We start from the raw sequence: 16,022 nt of genomic DNA, 5'->3' as shown, positions 1-16,022 counted from the left end.
CTGCGTTAAGTTATTGCGATTGTCCGTGATGCTAGAAAGATCGGCTGCTACCGCTATGGGAATGGCCACCTCGGGTGGTTCCTCCACCGCCGCCTCCGCCACCGTTATTATTGTTCTTCTCAATCTTGCGTTTGGTAACAGTTGTACGAATGTACCGATCCTGACGATCAATTACACTGGAATTACTGGAATCCTCATACGTTGCACGATTGACAGTAACTCGCCCGCCAGAACGATGGGTCATTACACCAACTACAATTCCTCCGATTGCCAAGGATACAGCAAGTTGAAACCACGTATTGAAGAGGATATTATCCGGGTTTACCCCGGGTTTAAGATCCATATATTCGTAGGAGAGCTCCAAATATTTTTCAAAAGCCAATCTATAATTTCCATCCGATACATCTGGGGCAATTTTGGCCGTAATTTTATCGGCTCTGCCATTGTCGATATACTCTTCCCCTTTGTAAAAACCAGCCAGATACATCTTCCGATTGTACATGTCTATTGTAAGAATAACTGCGTTTCCATGCGTTTTATCGTAACCAAATCCCTGATCGTCATAAAAGTCCTCGGTAAGCAGTATTTCACTTTTATGCTCCCCGTTATTGGAGGTATAGATAACAAAGTCCGTCTGCCGTTCCACGCCATACTGATTCGCAAGTGTATTCAGTTCACTTATCTCTTGCTCACTCAGCAGGTTGGCCTCATCGTAGATGAGATTTTTGCTCTCCGCTGCGGATGCCGATGACATGGGAATCAACGGAGCAACAAGGGTGATCATCAGTAAAATGAGCGTAGCCATCACGGCCAGAGGGATTCTTTTTCTCATAAGAATCCACCTCCCATCATCCAGGAAACCAGCTTCAGTGACAACAACGAGACCGCAGAGACTCCTGCGAACCATCCGGCCACTTTGGCTTTGCTGATCGGCGGTTTGCCGACCACTTTACCTGTCTGACCATTCATGGCAAACGTGTACTGTGCACGATTATAGTCATAGTTGACCATCCATACCGGGAGCAGCACATAATCTGCATTTTTGAGTGTGGTATCAATCTGTTTGTCCGTGTAGCTCACGCTACTATATCCGGATACGGTTGAAGCAATATAAGAATCAATATAAGATCTCGTTTTATCTTTGGCCCGTGGGAAAAGTTCCTCGTCCGTATAACTGTATTTTTCCGCAATGTACCCCGCCAGATACGGGGTCTTGAACAGTTTCAACTGGTTATATGGAAAAGGCTCCAGCTTATCCATCAGTTCATCCTTCATTTTCTCCGATGCATCAATGGGCAGATTCACGTAATTCAGCCGAATTCGGCGGTATATATCGAAATGCTGTGTTTCCGTGTAATGGTAGTCGCCCTGGGTGTAAGATCTCACCTTGGTGCCACGTCCATGCACTTCGATTTTGTTATGTAACTCATACAACCAGAACGGCACGTACATGCCGGTAATGCTCTGAATCCGATCGGCGGACATGAAGCCACTTGGCGTTAACAGACCGTTTTTGCACCACTTTTTGAAAGCCTGCTTGGCTTGATCCTTGTTGATGGAAAAGGGAATCACCATCGCGGGGGCCAGATTGCCCGTCAGCCGATCACTGAGTACAACCGCTGCACCGCAGAAACTGCAAGTCGTCGCACTGGTCTCCGGCTCCGTCACAATGTCAGCTCCGCAGCTGTTACAGTGGTATTCTTTGACCTCATTTTCGGTGAATACTTGTCTCTTCAGGGGATCGGGGATCTGCTCTATGTTGTCCTGGCGGCCGCAGCTGGGACAGGATAATGCACCTGACACACTGTCAAAGATCATGCCACTGCCGCAGTTTGGACATTTATATTCAATAACCGGCATCTGCTCACCTCAATGTTAACGAAATATGATTCTAATTGACACTGTATAACTTCGCTGGCAGAACAACCTTCCGATCGCTCTTAAAGGCGAAGTGTTTGCTTCCGGTGCAGCTTTCTTTCGAAAAGCTTTTAGCTCCGCTTCTTCAGCTTTTCCTGAATCGCTGCGAGTTCTTCCTCTGCACTTGGCGACGCATTCTCATTATTACCCGCATCCGCGTTCATGTCCCTCTCCAATTGGGCAATTAATTCGTCCAAATCATCTTCCGGTGCTCCAGCGCGAAGTTCTGCCAAAGCCTCTGCTTCGTTCAGCGCCTGGTTCGCCTTGTCTTCCATGGCTTTCAATGCAGCATCAGCTCTGCCCGCAGATGCACTCCGTTCATTGGCCTGCTGCTGTGCCTTCGCATCTGCCATTCGACCTTTCAGTTCTGCATGCCGCGCTTCCAGTTGCCCCAGATCTGCAACCAGTTTATCGTTCATATGCTTCATCATCTTGGCTTTGGCGGAAGCACGTTCATAGGCGGCTTGTAATTCGTTCAATTTGTCAGCTAGCTTCACTTTCTTCTCCAGAAAACCACGTGCCTTGTCTTCGTCTCCCGACTCCGCCGATTTCTCCGCATACCGCTGTAACTTCTTGACCTCGGCGTTGCACTCATCCAATGCTCGCTTCGCCCGGCTCTCATCCGACAATACCGCTGTCGTCTCCGCTTTTACCTGACCCAGATCGCTACTCAGACTGCGCATATATTCATTCACGCTTTTCTCCGGGTCTTCCGCCCGAGACAACATGTGGTTCACATTCGCCTTCATCACGTCTCTAAACCTCGATAAGATTCCCATGACTTGTTCCTCCTCCGAAAAGTTCATATGTATACTATAATACATGAATACGGCCACATACGTTTCACATTTCACGATGGCAAGTGGAGTCCCTACGTTTCAAATCCACACCATAATTGCGCAATATAAGAAAAGACGAGCACTTATAGTGTCACCTCATGATCCTGTAAAAACACACAAAAAATGCGAACATTCCTTAAGATCTAATCCTTTTCTAACTCTAATAAATCATTACCTGATCTATGGTTCGACCGGAAGGCTCTCCACCGCTGTGAAAAACACATCCAGCAATTCAACATTGTACACTGTGCGAACGTATTCGGTTATTAACGCCACACCCTCTTCCCTCTGATACTCCAAGCATGGGCGGCCCTCACTCCACAGCACCCTGCAAGGGAATTTTCCGACAACATCCTTAATGATGTGATCCGGCTCAGCTACATTATGAATATCTCCCATATGAAATCTCCTCATTTCTCCGCACTTATCGTGTGCAATTATCCATTAATTTTGAAATAGATAACGGTTCGATTCAGTGTACTTCATCACATGCCACTCGAAGAGTTATGGCGACATACCACTTAGGCATTTTGCAGACATGACCGTGTTGGTTCTCCCCAAAGGTGCCATTCCTCCGCAAGTTGGCTATAATAAGGGGATCAATGATTTCTATAAAAGGCAGGAAAATTATGCGTACACGAGTTCATTTTATCGCTCCCTACGAATCGATGATTCCTATTATACAAGAGTGCATTCCTCGCTTTCCCCAGTTAACCATTCAGACGGACGTGGGCGATTTGGCGAACGGTGTGGAATTAGCAACTCAAGCTGAGAAAAACGGTGCAGAGATTATCATCAGTCGTGGCGGAACGGCCCAATTGATTAAGAAAGCAGTGACTATTCCCGTCATTGATGTACAGTTATCGGGCTACGATATGATTCGTTCACTTACCCTGGCAAGCCAGTTTAACGGCCAGACAGCCATCGTTGGCTTCTCCAACATCACCTCTGGTGCACAATCCATTATTGATCTGATGGATCTGCCTCTCAAGGTCTATACCATACATAGCTCAGAAGATGTGGCACGGTTACTTTTGGAGTTAAAAGCCTCCGGTTATCGCCAGATTGTCGGAGATGTGATCACCGTTAACACTGCGAAGACCTATGGCTTAGAGGGATTGTTGATCCAATCCGGCCAGGAATCCATCCTAAGAGCGATGGAGGATGCACTGCTGGTCTACCGTTATTTGAGCAAAAATCATGCGATATCAATCATACTGAATGACCTGGTTACACAGGAACATCCGAATTTGCTTATTCTAAATGAACGGAATGAAGTCGTATTCGAGAACCTGACCGATTTTGAGGAAAATCCGCTGACCGATAATCACATATATCTGACCAACACCAGTCTGGAATTCCATCAATCCCAGATCCAAAATGTGTTCATGGTGGACGATTACCAGCTCACGGTCAACGCCTATGAAACGACTCTGAACAACAAGAGCTACAAGGTATATATGCTGGAAAAAGGACAACCCTATGCCTTTGCACAATTCGGCATAACAACTTTTACGGACGCATCGATGGAGCCCATTGTTGCTGAGTCCCCTGCCATGCAGTCGGTATTGAAGAACATTCGGGCACTCTACGAGAATCATGAACCGATCTATCTGCTGGGTGAAGCGGATTCCGGTAAATCTTTTCTGGTCAAACATATTCATCAAATGTACTCCGGTGGCGGACTACTATTACAGATAGATCTCTCACAAGTTCCGCTCGGTCATTTGCACAAGATACCACTCGCCAAGGTTCGAAATGTTGAGATTAATCATATGGAAGCACGTATAGAAGATCCGGAGTTACTCTCCTTTATCCAAAACTGCCTTCAAAGTCAGATTGGGGTGTTTATACTCGGGGAACAGACCTTGAACCCACAGTGGTCACTCGATCTGGAGCTTAATACCATCATGATGCCGAATCTTGCGGATAGACCGGAAGATCTGGCTCCACTGATGCAGCATTTCCTTACGGGTTACTACCAGAAGTACGGAACCACTGCCGTGAGAATAAAAGAAGATGCGCTACAGCTGATTCGGGATCAGATTACACAGATGAACGTCAACCAGTTGAAGCATCTGATCAAGCAGGCTGCACTCAACGAACAGGATTATGTCATCACCACGGCTACCTTGTCCCGCTTGCTGGATCAGCAACCCGCTTCAAGCCAAATGAGGTTGAACGGTACGCTGAAGGAGATTGAGAAAGAAGTTATTCAGTTCGTTCTCCAGGAGGAAAATAATAATCAATCGAAGGCCGCAGAGCGTCTGGGGATTAACCGGGCCACATTATGGCGTAAACTTAAAGATTAACTTTAAGTTTACGTCTTTTTTACCGCCTTATATGTTGCATTTTTAAACAGTTTAGCATGTATTTAAAATTTACAATAATTTATTGTTGCTATATTAAACGATATGGGATAACATAATTCCTGCAAGCGCTTCATAAAAACGATTACTTCATAAGGAGCTACTACTATGAACATTAAAGCAGCATTAGATCGCATCCCTGGCGGTATGATGGTCGTTCCCCTGTTACTTGGTGCAACCATCAATACATTCTTCCCGAATGCCTTGCGCATTGGCGGATTCACGGAAGCTCTTTTCGTTAACAGCGCCAGTACGCTGATTGCACTGTTCCTGTTGATTGCCGGTACACAGATTACGTTCAAAACAGCAGGTGCATCGGTCGGCAAGGGTGTTACCTTGCTTGTCGTAAAATGGGCAATCGGTGCAGCAATCGGTCTCATTGCCATTTTGTTTGCCGACCCAAGCGGGTTATTCCTGGGTCTGGCTCCACTTGCCATTATTGCTGCAATGACCAACTCCAACGGCGGTTTGTACATTGCACTCGCTGGTCAATACGGTAAGGAAGATGACAAAGCAGCCTATCCGTTCCTCGCGCTTAGTGACGGTCCATTCCTAACCATGGTAGCGCTCTCCATCTTTGGTGCGATGGGCTTTGCCAACGGCATGTTCTCTCCTATGGCATTCGTTGCTGTATTGCTTCCGCTTATCGTTGGTGTCATTATTGGTAATCTGGACCGCAATCTGGCGGAGTGGCTGCACAAAGGCAGCGACAAACTTGTTCCGTTCTTCGCCTTCTCACTGGGTATGGGAATCAACTTCTCCTCGATCATCCAAGGTGGACTTGGTGGAATTATGCTTGGTGTTCTGACCGTGCTTCTCACAGGCGGAATCGGATACCTGTTGTTCAAAGCCATTGGCTGGAATCCCATCGTTGGTGCTTCCGAAGGTTCAACTGCCGGGAATGCGGTAGGTACACCTGCGGCCATCGTGGCTGCTAATGCTTCATTTGGCCCTATTGCTGAGATTGCAACGGTACAGATTGCTGCGAGTGTTGTTACTACGGCTATCCTGTTGCCGATCTTCATCGGGTTCCTATCCAAACGACTGGAGAAATCAGGCGGAGTCGAGAAATACAATCAAAGACCAAGCACATAAATGGGTATCACCTGATCTGAACGGATTTTTTATAAAATTGTGCTTATAAGGAGGGATGACTGCATGAAATTAGCCATTATTGCAGATGATTTGACCGGTGCCAATGACAGCGGGGTGCAGCTTGCCCGTCATGGCTTGAAGACCAGTGTTCTTTTTAATATGGATGAGGAGCCTCTTATACGTTACGATGCCGTCGTCTTTGATACAGATAGTCGTTCCATATCCCCGCAGGAAGCGTATGACCGTGTATATCGGGCAGCTGAATTGTTGACGAACCATGGATTTGAGACGATTTTCAAAAAGATGGATTCCACCATGCGTGGAAATATCGGCATAGAGATTGATGCTGTATATGATGTAGTTAAGCCGGACTTTATGATGATTGCCCCGGGTTATCCAAAAAATAACCGAACGATATTGGAAGGAATTCATTACCTGAACGGCGTTCCACTGGGAGATACTGAAATTGCCCATGATCCGAAGACACCTGTAACGATTTCCTACCTTCCGGACTTGTTGAAACAACAGACCAAGTACGAAGTTGGTGAGATCACCGTCGCCGATCTGGAAGCTGGGCAGAATCATATTCGCACCAAGCTAGAGCAGTTGAAAACAAATAACATCCCGTATGTAATGGTAGACTCCACCGAAGAAAGACATCTGGAACTGATTCTGCAGATGACTCGCGAGTTGGATTATACCTTTACTTGGGCAGGCTCGGCGGGCATTGCCAATTACCTCCCCGCTCATTACGAGTTGGAATCCAGGGCTGCGTCACTTGACATCCCGGAGAATTCCGGTCCAATCCTAACGGTGGTCGGCAGCGTGAACAAAAACTCCCGTGAGCAGCTGCATCGATTGATGCGCAAGTCCCGCGTGGCTTCAGTCTCCTTCCATTCCTTCAAAGCGGTATCCGCAACCGCTGACCGCGCGGAAGAGATGGAACGTGTCTATAACGAGGTACGAGACAAAGCGCTGGAAGGACAAGATGTGGTCCTCTACTCCACGGCAGAACAAGTGGATATCGAACTGGCACGGGCAACGGGCGAAATTCGCGGTCTCAATCACACGGAAGTCAGCAACGAGATTGTACTTGCGATGGGTGAGATCTGTGCCAGACTGCTGGAAGAGGGACTTTTCAAAGGGGTATCCATGACCGGTGGCGATACGGCAAAACAAATCTGTCTGAAATGGAATATCAGCGGCTTCGAGCTGCTGGATGAGCTTGAAATCGGCGTGCCGATCTCCAAGTTTATCGGGATTGATGATCTGCATGTGATTACCAAAGCTGGCGGATTCGGCAAACCCGATGTCTTTATCCATGCCATTCAAAAATTAAAAGGGGGTATTCTCGTATGAAACCTACAATTGGAATTACGATGGGCGACGCAGCAGGCATAGGTCCGGAGATTATTATGAAAGCACTGGGTCATCAAGAAATGTACGATCAGTGTAATCCACTCGTTATCGGTGATGCGAAAATTTTGGAGCGTGTATTGCCGGTTATCGGTTCAAATCTGAACGTTAACGCTATTCAAGAGCCTTCCGAAGCCAAGTATGAATTCGGTACTGTGGATGTGATTGATCTGAATCTCGTTCCTGCGGATCTGGAATACGGTAAAGTATCTGCCGTGGCTGGAGATGCAGCATTCCAGTTTCTCGCCAAAGCCATTGATCTTGCCAAAAAACAGCAGATTCACTCCATCTGCACGGCGCCTTTGAACAAGGAAGCTTTACATCAAGGGGGGCACCTGTATCCGGGACACACCGAGATTCTGGCTGACCTGACGGATACACAGGACTTCTCCATGATGCTGACAACGCCTAATCTGAGAGTCATTCACCTGACAACACACATGGGTCTAATCGATGCTATTGCGAGTATTAACCCGGAAAGAACCTACACTGTCGTGAAGCTTGCTCATGATACGCTGAAAAAAGCAGGCTTTGAGAATCCGCGCGTAGCCGTATGCGGAATCAATCCTCATGCCGGAGAGAACGGCTTGTTCGGCAACGGAGAAGAAGAAGAGAAACTGCAGCCCGGTATCGAACGTGCGCAGCAGGAAGGCATTAACGTCGTTGGTCCACTCCCGGCGGATACCCTCTTCTTCCGCGCTGGTCGCGGCGACTTCGATATCGTTGTAGCCTGCTACCACGACCAAGGCCATGCACCGATCAAGGTAATGGGCATCGAGGAAGGTGTGAACATCACCGTTGGCCTGAAAGGCGGCATCATCCGTACGTCTGTCGACCACGGTACGGCCTTCGATATCGCCGGCAAAAATATCGCCGATGATAAAAGCATGCTGGCTGCCATCCGCTCTGCTATTGAGCTGGCGCCGAAGGATCAAGTATAACTACGTTTGGACATAATTGAACTTGATAGAGAATCATTCCTATGGAGATGTGTTATATATAACAAAAAGGAAAACCCTATGTTAAGTTAAGGGTTTTCCTTTTTGTCTATCATCCGAAGTTATAGGTTGAGGGAAGGATAGTTCGCACCAGCAATCCGATGATAGTATGACCTTCCAATCACTTTTAGATCCAGATTCAGTAATCGGGTCAACACCTATTATTATGACAGATGGTCTTGTGTTGTATGATGCCTATCGAACATATGCTAAACTAATCACAATAAGCAAGAGCATCACAGTACTCCTTTACATTTACAATACTCATCGATTACCTAATATCAACATATATTTCAAATGATAAAAAGGAAGAGATTTAATGGGAAGAAAACAATCTTTTACTGAGACAGAGCTACTGGACACAACAAAAAAATTAATACTTGAGCATGGCTATGACGGTTTTCATCTCAAGCTGCTCTCACAGCATCTGTCTGGAGCCCGGAGCACGATATATCAATATTACGCGAATAAAGAAGAGATCGTCGCTGCTTGCATGAAGCGCTCAATATCAACCGTATTAGAGAATTCATTAGCCATTGATGAGACTGATCCAATGGATGCTCTCGAACAATTGCTCCTCATTTACGCAGAAGAATCTACGCTCCATCAACTTTTGGGAGATGCTAGCAAAATTAATACGGCTAATTCTTCCGCAGCAGCGAGAGATCTTGAATTTATTGAGAAAGCACATATGACTCTTAAAATTCAATTATCACGCTTATTTGAACGCGCACAGCAGGATCAAGCTCTGCGACAAGATATTCCTCTACCTGTACTTATTGGTGTTTTTTTTAACTTAATTAATACGCCTAATATGCTAAATATCCCTACGCCTGATTGGGGGAAGCTATTGTTTCAAATGTGGGTTGGAGGAGCCAAGAGCTAGATTTATTCTTGGATTTAATTTGACACATGTGTCATTTATATCGTTTAATTATATAAACCGCGCGGCCACACCCCTAATTTGACACATATGTCAATAAAAAAACAAAAGAAGGAGTTGAAAAGATCATGCTTTTAGCTATGAAGGAATTAATGCATAGTAAAATGAAATTTTTGATGATTATCATTATTTTCGTACTAATCGCTTGGTTGGTCTTCATTTTATCCGGCCTGGGGAATGGATTATCTACGCTAGCTGCGTCCACATTCAAGACCATGAAGTCTGATTATGTCGTCTTTGAAGAAGGGCCACAGTCTTCAATGAGCAAATCGCTGCTGTCAGATCAATTAGTGGCAGAGGTGGAACAGCTACCCAATGTGGATGCTGCCGCACCCATGGGAAGTACGATGGCGACGGCTCTGAAGGAGAAAAGTACGAAGAATGAAGATAAGGTGGACATAGCGATTATAGGAATTAACCCTGGAAGCTTCTTGGAACCACCTATTGTAGAAGGTGAAAGTCTATCTTCCGAGAATCCTACAGGTGTCGTGGTGAATTCGACCATGAAGGATGAGGGCTATAACCTTGGTGATACTTTTCAATTAGATGGAACGACTGAATCGTTGAAGATTATCGGATATGTGGAGAATCAGACGTATAACCACGTTGCCTCCGTATTTACCCCAATGACTGAATGGCGGAAGATAGCTTTCGCAGCTCCGGGTTCAGATAAAGGAGTTGCAGGTCCCGTTAATGCGATAATGTTACAAGGCAAGGATATCGATCCAACCGTAATTAACAGCAAGCTATCAAATACGGATACGGTTACCCGAGCAGCAGCCGTTCAAGGTATGCCAGGGTACAAAGAAGAAAACGGTACTATTTTAATGATGTTTGCATTTCTACTAGCCATCTCCGCATTTGTACTTGGTGTATTCTTTTACGTAATTACGATGCAAAAGACCAATCAGTTCGGCATTATGAAAGCTATAGGCGCTAGTAACCGATTTTTGGGCAGAGCCATTATCACACAAGTGTTTGTACTTTCACTGACTAGCATTGTTGTTGGAATCTTACTGACTTATGGAACAGCAGCCATCATGCCAAAAGGTATGCCGTTCAAGTTGGAGACAAGTCTTGTTGTCACGTATTCTGTTATTCTGTTAATTATCGCTATATTAAGTTCGCTGGTATCCGTTCGCAAAATCACAAAAGTTGATCCGCTCAAGGCGCTCGGGAGGGTTGAATAATGATTAAAGGATTGCAAATGAATGAAGTCACAATGTATTATGCCGAAGGAAGCAATCGCATCACGGCACTCGATCATGTATCCATATCAGTAGAACCGGGTGAGTTTGTTGCTGTAGTTGGACCGTCTGGTTCGGGTAAAAGTACGTTCTTATCCATTGCTGGAGCGCTGCTGAAAGCCTCCGAAGGAGATGTTAGGCTGAATGGAAATAATATCTCCACGCAAACTGAGAAAGAGCTGTCTAATATAAGGTTGCAAGAAATTGGATTTATTATGCAATCCTCGAATTTAGTTCCCTATTTAAATGTTCTTGATCAATTGCTAATCGTAAAGAGGATGTCGGGAAAGATTAAAAGGGAGGATAGGGAGTTTGCCACTAAGCTGCTGAACGAGCTGGGTCTGGGCTCGAAATTAAAAAGCTTTCCGGATGAGCTTTCAGGTGGTGAGAAGCAACGGACAGCAATAGCTCGAGCTTTAATGAATAACCCCAACATCATTTTGGCGGATGAGCCGACCGCAAGCTTAGATACTAAACGAGCTCATGAAGTGGTCAGTCTAATCGCACAAGAAGTTAAGTCACGCCAAAAGGCGGCCATTATGGTTACCCATGATGAGCGCATGCTTGAATATTGCGATAAAGTATACCGGATGAGTGATGGGGGATTGTCGTTAGCTGAATCTTAAATATATGGACCCGACAATCTACCATTGCTCTTCTCTATTCTTTCTTTTATAAAAAGCTTCTATCCAGAAAAGTAACAAGTTACGTAGTATTTTGGGTCTGTCCATCACTCTCCTCGCCCCTCTCACTCTAGACACCCAAGTGGCTCGGGTCTCTCACCCACAAGCATCACGTCACGCTCGCTCTGTGAATGTTTGCTTCGGCGATATGCACTTGGTGACATTCCGTTCTGTTTGTTGAAGATACGATTGAACTGGGAGAAGCTTGTGAATCCACACTGTGCAGCAATATCTGTAATTTTTTCACTCGAATTCAGCAGCATTTGCTGGGCATTGCGAATACGGGTCATCTGCACATACTCCGTGAAGGTGAAGCCGGTAACCTTAGTGAATTGGCGAGACAAGTGATGGGCACTTACATAAAAGCGCCTGGATACTTCATCCAAAGATAAATCTTGCTGATAATGACTATGAATATAAGAGGCAATGGCATACATGCGTCGGGACATCGATGATCCTGTCTCTTCACGCACATATCCATTCTCTGCCGAGTACCGATGAAGGGCACAGAGAAACTCCACGAACTTGCTATGAATCATAACCGATTGAAGTGCAGAAGGCTGCTGCGATATAGCAAAAATATCATTGATCGGCGCGAGGACTTCCTTGCGCCGTTCTTCTGTAAATCGGAATATCGGGATCGGTTTATCAAAAATCGAAAACAGTTCTGTGTAACCGCTCTCAAGACCAGGTATATTACGTGGCATGGCAAAGGTGATCATCAATCGTTTCGGCGGGGCACCCTTCGGATATTGCGTTTTATGCAGCAAAGAAGGCCGCAGCAGAACGATATCGAGAGGCTGGATCTCATATAAACTGCCTTCAATGATGTGCGCAGCTGTGCGATCCAGAAGGATACAGATTTCATAGAAATCATGGAAATGCTGAAATTCCATATTCAGTTCATGGGAACGCTCGTCATAATCCAGATGATAAAAAAGTGAATCTCCAGGCTGGTTTACATGGATCGCATATCCCTGCTCGTATGCCAAAACCGATGGTGTCATGGACATGCCCCCTATCCTGATTCTAATGATTTTATTTTAGCATGAAATGCAATAAAAAGACGTTATTTTCAGCATACAATACGTAGTTTCGTCCATTTCTCTTTTGTTATGATAGAGTTGATATGTTAGCGCTTGCAGTATTATCGCTCCAACAACGACTACAGCCTGTACTTACTATAAACCGAGGTGGGAAACCAACATGAAAATGAATTCCTTGTATACTCGAATCCATACCATTGTGAAACACTTGGAACGCGCACGACTGACCTCCAAGACATATATACCGGAGCTTTATCATAAAGAAAGTGGTTACCACTCCTGGGAACTGGTTCATGAGGACCCTTCCTCCTGGAACGTGTTTCGTAAAGGTGATGGCTGGGGAGGTAAGGATGTACACAGCTGCTTCAAAACCCGAATTCGAATCCCGGATCATATGGAAGGAAAAAAGGTCGTTTGTGCCATCGTCACCAGTGCTGATGATATCTGGAACTATGATAATCCGCAATTCTTAGCATTCCTTAATGGGGAATTGATCTGTGGTCTGGACGTTAACCATACGGAGATTGACCTGACACCCGCTGCGGTAAAAGGTGAAGAGTTTGAACTGGCACTCTATGCGTACTGTAGTACTTCGGCAGCGGATGTCTTTCTCAATGTATATGTAGCTGAACATCATCAGCCTGTCACCGATTTATATTACGATCTTAAGGCTGCGCTCGATGCCGCGGATCTACTGCGTGAGGATGACTTGGAGCGACTGAAGCTGATTGAACATCTGAATCAGGCGGTAAATTTACTGGATCTACGCCAGGAAAATAGTGCTGCTTTTCGTGCATCCGTACTGGAAGCCCGCCTATATATGCAAAATAATATCTACGGTGTAACTCGCCCTGCGGGTGATCACATCCCTACCGTTCACTGCATCGGTCATACCCATATTGATGTGGCGTGGCTATGGACACTGGATCAGACACGGGAAAAGGTCATCCGGAGTTTTGCAAGTGTACTCTACTTGATGGACAAGTTCCCGGAATATACCTTCATGTCCTCCCAGCCCCAGCTGTATGCATACCTGAAAGCCGATTACCCGTCTCTATATGAGAAAATCAAGGAAAAAGTGGCCGAAGGCCGCTGGGAAGCGGAAGGTTCAATGTGGCTGGAAGCCGACTGTAACCTGATCTCTGGCGAATCCATGATCCGTCAGATTATATACGGAAAGCGTTTCTTCAAGGAAGAGTTTGGCGTGGAGAACCGTGTTCTCTGGCTGCCGGATGTATTTGGTTATAGTGCAGCGATGCCGCAGATTATGCGCAAGAGCGGCATTGATTATTTTATGACAACCAAAATCGCTTGGAACGATACGAACCAGATTCCCAACGACACCATGTACTGGAGAGGCATTGACGGATCTGAAGTTTTAACCCATTTCATCACAGCAACAGACTATGACAAGCATCCCGATTTCAGGCAGCGCCGCTTCGAAACGACCTACAATGGACGTTTTAATGCATCCCAAGTCAAGGGTACGTGGCAGCGATATCAGAACAAAAACATCAATGCAGATGTGTTACAGTGCTACGGCTTCGGCGACGGAGGCGGCGGTCCAACGGAGGAGATGCTGGAGCACGGCAGACGGCTTGAAAAAGGGTTGCCAGGCGTACCGGACGTGAAACGTACTTTTGTACGAGAATTCTTCGAAAAGCTGGAACAGAATCTGGACGATGTTCGTTCCGTTCCACGCTGGTCGGGAGAGCTATATCTGGAATACCACCGGGGGACTTACACGTCCATGGCTCGCAACAAACGGTATAACCGGCATAGTGAATTTGCGCTGGCGGATGCCGAGCTATATTCCATGATTCATCGTGAGGCGGATGCACGAGCGGTCTACCCAACCGCTGCACTGGAGCACGCATGGAAGCTGACGATGCTGAATCAGTTTCATGACATTCTGCCCGGCAGCTCCATTGAGCAGATCTATGTGGATTCGAAGGAGCAATATGAAGAGGTCATTCATGTCACGGATGAGCTGAAGAACAGTACCCTGAACGGCATTGTAAGCAGCATTACATCTGACTGTGAAGCCATTGTGGTATTCAACACGACCGGCTTCGAGCGGACGGATGTGGTTGAATTTCCTTCTTTTGCAAGAAATGTGACCGTCTATGATGGTGATCGTCCTGTACCGAGTCAGCGCACACCGGATGGTGGATTGGTATTCCTTGCTGAAAATGTACCGGCCTCGGGATATAAAACCTTCCGGATCACGCCTGATCTGGCCGCCGAACTAGGCGCTGGCGTATCGGTTGCACAGTGGGAAGCAGATCGGCGCCACATCCATACACCTTGGTACGATATTCACCTGAATGAAAGTGCCGAGTTCACATCCGTATGGGACAAGCTGGAGGGCCGTGAGCTGCTTCAGTCTGGCAAGCGTGGTAACGTGCTGCAAGTGTTCGAGGATCGACCTGCGGAATACGAGGCGTGGAACATTGACGATTATTATGAACAGCATATGTGGGAGATTAATGACCTGCAGTCGCTGGAGTGGGTTGAAAGCGGGCCAGTGCGTTCCGTGCTTCAAGTGAAGCGACAGTTCCTGGACTCGGTCATTGAGCAAACGATCATCTTCTACGCGCATACGCGCCGGATTGATTTCCGTACGTTCGTGGATTGGAAGCAGGAGCATTTGCTGCTGAAAGCCGCCTTCCCGCTCGATATCTGGAGTGAGAAAGCAGTCTACGAAATCCAGTACGGCAACGTTGAGCGTGCAACACACCGTAATACTAGCTGGGATCAAGCCCGGTTTGAAGTATGCGGGCAGAAGTGGGCCGATCTGGCGGAGAACGGGTACGGTGCTGCTCTGCTGAACGACTGCAAATACGGATATGACATTCATAACTCGGTGATGCGACTGTCACTGATCAAGAGCGCTACGTACCCGAATGAAAATGCCGACAAAGAGCAGCACGTATTCACCTACGCGCTCTATCCACATAAGGGCGATTTCCGTGAAGGACGTGTCATCCAAGCCGCTTATGATCTCAACCGTCCGCTGGTTGCCCGTGAAGTAAGTCCACAAACCGGTACGTTGCCGGGAACATGGTCACTCGCATCGGTCGATCAGGATAATGTCGTGCTGGAGGTTATCAAAAAAGCCGAGAACAACGATGATATGATCATCCGTCTCTATGAAGCACACGGCCGCCGCAGTCGGGCGTCCCTGCAATTGCCTGAGGGATCAGGTGCTACGGTGTACGCGTGTGATCTGCTCGAGAACAACGAAGCGGAATGCGCCGTGGAAAACGGGCGGATTTCTTTTGATATCAAACCGTACGAGATTCTAACTTTCCGGATTCCGAAAGCGTAGCGGGCACATTTACAAGTAAATATGTTGCCGTAACCGTTCATATTACGAGTGCTTCTTGTCATTACTGACAATGGCACTCTTTTTCTTTTTTACCACGTCCTCTATTCCTCTGCACACAAAAACACCCCCGGAATATCA

General features: G+C 46.5%; 13 protein-coding genes. 8 read left to right on the top strand and 5 right to left on the bottom strand.

Annotated features, from left to right (window positions below; all coding sequences use genetic code 11):
• Positions 1 to 31: 31 nt before the first annotated feature.
• The 4 genes from AC1S8V_RS01110 to AC1S8V_RS01095 form a co-directional block, all read right to left on the bottom strand.
• A complete protein-coding gene (locus tag AC1S8V_RS01110) occupies positions 32 to 832 on the bottom strand; it encodes a TPM domain-containing protein (protein WP_482072099.1) in 801 nt (266 codons plus the stop codon).
• Positions 829 to 1,860, bottom strand: a complete 1,032-nt coding sequence (locus AC1S8V_RS01105) for a TFIIB-type zinc ribbon-containing protein (RefSeq protein ID WP_047841485.1) — start codon at positions 1,858 to 1,860, stop codon at positions 829 to 831. Before AC1S8V_RS01105 ends, AC1S8V_RS01110 begins: the two co-directional genes overlap by 4 nt.
• A 128-nt stretch (positions 1,861 to 1,988) precedes the next feature.
• Entirely contained in the window at positions 1,989 to 2,696 is a 708-nt protein-coding gene (locus AC1S8V_RS01100) for a PspA/IM30 family protein (RefSeq protein WP_482072098.1), read from the bottom strand.
• A 240-nt stretch (positions 2,697 to 2,936) separates the two neighbouring features.
• Complete coding sequence (locus AC1S8V_RS01095) at positions 2,937 to 3,155, bottom strand: hypothetical protein (RefSeq protein WP_482072097.1); 219 nt, start codon at positions 3,153 to 3,155, stop codon at positions 2,937 to 2,939.
• Between the two features lie 230 nt (positions 3,156 to 3,385).
• Here AC1S8V_RS01095 and AC1S8V_RS01090 point away from each other — a divergent pair, with 230 nt between their 5' ends.
• From AC1S8V_RS01090 to AC1S8V_RS01060, 7 genes are all read left to right on the top strand, one after another.
• Positions 3,386 to 5,068 (top strand): PrpR N-terminal domain-containing protein, encoded by a 1,683-nt coding sequence (locus AC1S8V_RS01090; RefSeq protein WP_482072096.1) that lies wholly within the window; start codon positions 3,386 to 3,388, stop codon positions 5,066 to 5,068.
• A 165-nt stretch (positions 5,069 to 5,233) separates the two neighbouring features.
• Positions 5,234 to 6,220 (top strand): 2-keto-3-deoxygluconate permease, encoded by a 987-nt coding sequence (locus AC1S8V_RS01085; RefSeq protein ID WP_482072095.1) that lies wholly within the window; start codon positions 5,234 to 5,236, stop codon positions 6,218 to 6,220.
• 63 nt (positions 6,221 to 6,283) lie between these two features.
• The gene (locus AC1S8V_RS01080; protein ID WP_482072094.1) at positions 6,284 to 7,579 is read left to right on the top strand and encodes a four-carbon acid sugar kinase family protein; all 1,296 of its coding nucleotides are present in this window, start codon (positions 6,284 to 6,286) and stop codon (positions 7,577 to 7,579) included.
• Entirely contained in the window at positions 7,576 to 8,577 is a 1,002-nt protein-coding gene (gene pdxA / locus AC1S8V_RS01075) for a 4-hydroxythreonine-4-phosphate dehydrogenase PdxA (RefSeq protein WP_341005757.1), read from the top strand. Before AC1S8V_RS01080 ends, pdxA begins: the two co-directional genes overlap by 4 nt.
• 376 nt (positions 8,578 to 8,953) lie before the next feature.
• Positions 8,954 to 9,520: a TetR/AcrR family transcriptional regulator gene (locus tag AC1S8V_RS01070; RefSeq protein WP_482072093.1), complete on the top strand. Its 567-nt coding sequence runs from the start codon at positions 8,954 to 8,956 to the stop codon at positions 9,518 to 9,520.
• Between the two features lie 125 nt (positions 9,521 to 9,645).
• Positions 9,646 to 10,767: an ABC transporter permease gene (locus AC1S8V_RS01065; RefSeq protein ID WP_482072092.1), complete on the top strand. Its 1,122-nt coding sequence runs from the start codon at positions 9,646 to 9,648 to the stop codon at positions 10,765 to 10,767.
• A complete protein-coding gene (locus AC1S8V_RS01060; RefSeq protein WP_482072091.1) occupies positions 10,767 to 11,450 on the top strand; it encodes an ABC transporter ATP-binding protein in 684 nt (227 codons plus the stop codon). Before AC1S8V_RS01065 ends, AC1S8V_RS01060 begins: the two co-directional genes overlap by 1 nt.
• 122 nt (positions 11,451 to 11,572) lie before the next feature.
• Here AC1S8V_RS01060 and AC1S8V_RS01055 read toward each other — a convergent pair whose 3' ends face one another.
• Complete coding sequence (locus AC1S8V_RS01055) at positions 11,573 to 12,514, bottom strand: helix-turn-helix domain-containing protein (protein ID WP_482072090.1); 942 nt, start codon at positions 12,512 to 12,514, stop codon at positions 11,573 to 11,575.
• A gap of 199 nt (positions 12,515 to 12,713) precedes the next feature.
• Between AC1S8V_RS01055 and AC1S8V_RS01050 the strand changes: the two genes are divergently transcribed.
• Positions 12,714 to 15,884, top strand: a complete 3,171-nt coding sequence (locus AC1S8V_RS01050; RefSeq protein ID WP_482072089.1) for an alpha-mannosidase — start codon at positions 12,714 to 12,716, stop codon at positions 15,882 to 15,884.
• Positions 15,885 to 16,022 lie beyond the last annotated feature (138 nt).

The organism is Paenibacillus sp. B46(2026) (assembly GCF_056786355.1).
Note: the sequence above shows the minus strand (reverse complement) of the source record. Positions and strands in the feature narration are given on the sequence as shown.

Excerpts from the sequence above, each read along its gene's own strand:
- AC1S8V_RS01065 (WP_482072092.1), top strand. The coding sequence starts at position 9,646 with ATGCTTTTAGCTATGAAGGAATTAATGCATAGTAAAATGAAATTTTTG.
- AC1S8V_RS01080 (WP_482072094.1), top strand. The coding sequence starts at position 6,284 with ATGAAATTAGCCATTATTGCAGATGATTTGACCGGTGCCAATGACAGC.
- AC1S8V_RS01060 (WP_482072091.1), top strand. The coding sequence starts at position 10,767 with ATGATTAAAGGATTGCAAATGAATGAAGTCACAATGTATTATGCCGAA.
- AC1S8V_RS01100 (WP_482072098.1), bottom strand. The coding sequence starts at position 2,696 with ATGGGAATCTTATCGAGGTTTAGAGACGTGATGAAGGCGAATGTGAAC.
- AC1S8V_RS01090 (WP_482072096.1), top strand. The coding sequence starts at position 3,386 with ATGCGTACACGAGTTCATTTTATCGCTCCCTACGAATCGATGATTCCT.
- AC1S8V_RS01110 (WP_482072099.1), bottom strand. The coding sequence starts at position 832 with ATGAGAAAAAGAATCCCTCTGGCCGTGATGGCTACGCTCATTTTACTG.
- AC1S8V_RS01085 (WP_482072095.1), top strand. The coding sequence starts at position 5,234 with ATGAACATTAAAGCAGCATTAGATCGCATCCCTGGCGGTATGATGGTC.
- pdxA (WP_341005757.1), top strand. The coding sequence starts at position 7,576 with ATGAAACCTACAATTGGAATTACGATGGGCGACGCAGCAGGCATAGGT.
- AC1S8V_RS01095 (WP_482072097.1), bottom strand. The coding sequence starts at position 3,155 with ATGGGAGATATTCATAATGTAGCTGAGCCGGATCACATCATTAAGGAT.
- AC1S8V_RS01070 (WP_482072093.1), top strand. The coding sequence starts at position 8,954 with ATGGGAAGAAAACAATCTTTTACTGAGACAGAGCTACTGGACACAACA.
- AC1S8V_RS01055 (WP_482072090.1), bottom strand. The coding sequence starts at position 12,514 with ATGACACCATCGGTTTTGGCATACGAGCAGGGATATGCGATCCATGTA.
- AC1S8V_RS01050 (WP_482072089.1), top strand. The coding sequence starts at position 12,714 with ATGAAAATGAATTCCTTGTATACTCGAATCCATACCATTGTGAAACAC.
- AC1S8V_RS01105 (WP_047841485.1), bottom strand. The coding sequence starts at position 1,860 with ATGCCGGTTATTGAATATAAATGTCCAAACTGCGGCAGTGGCATGATC.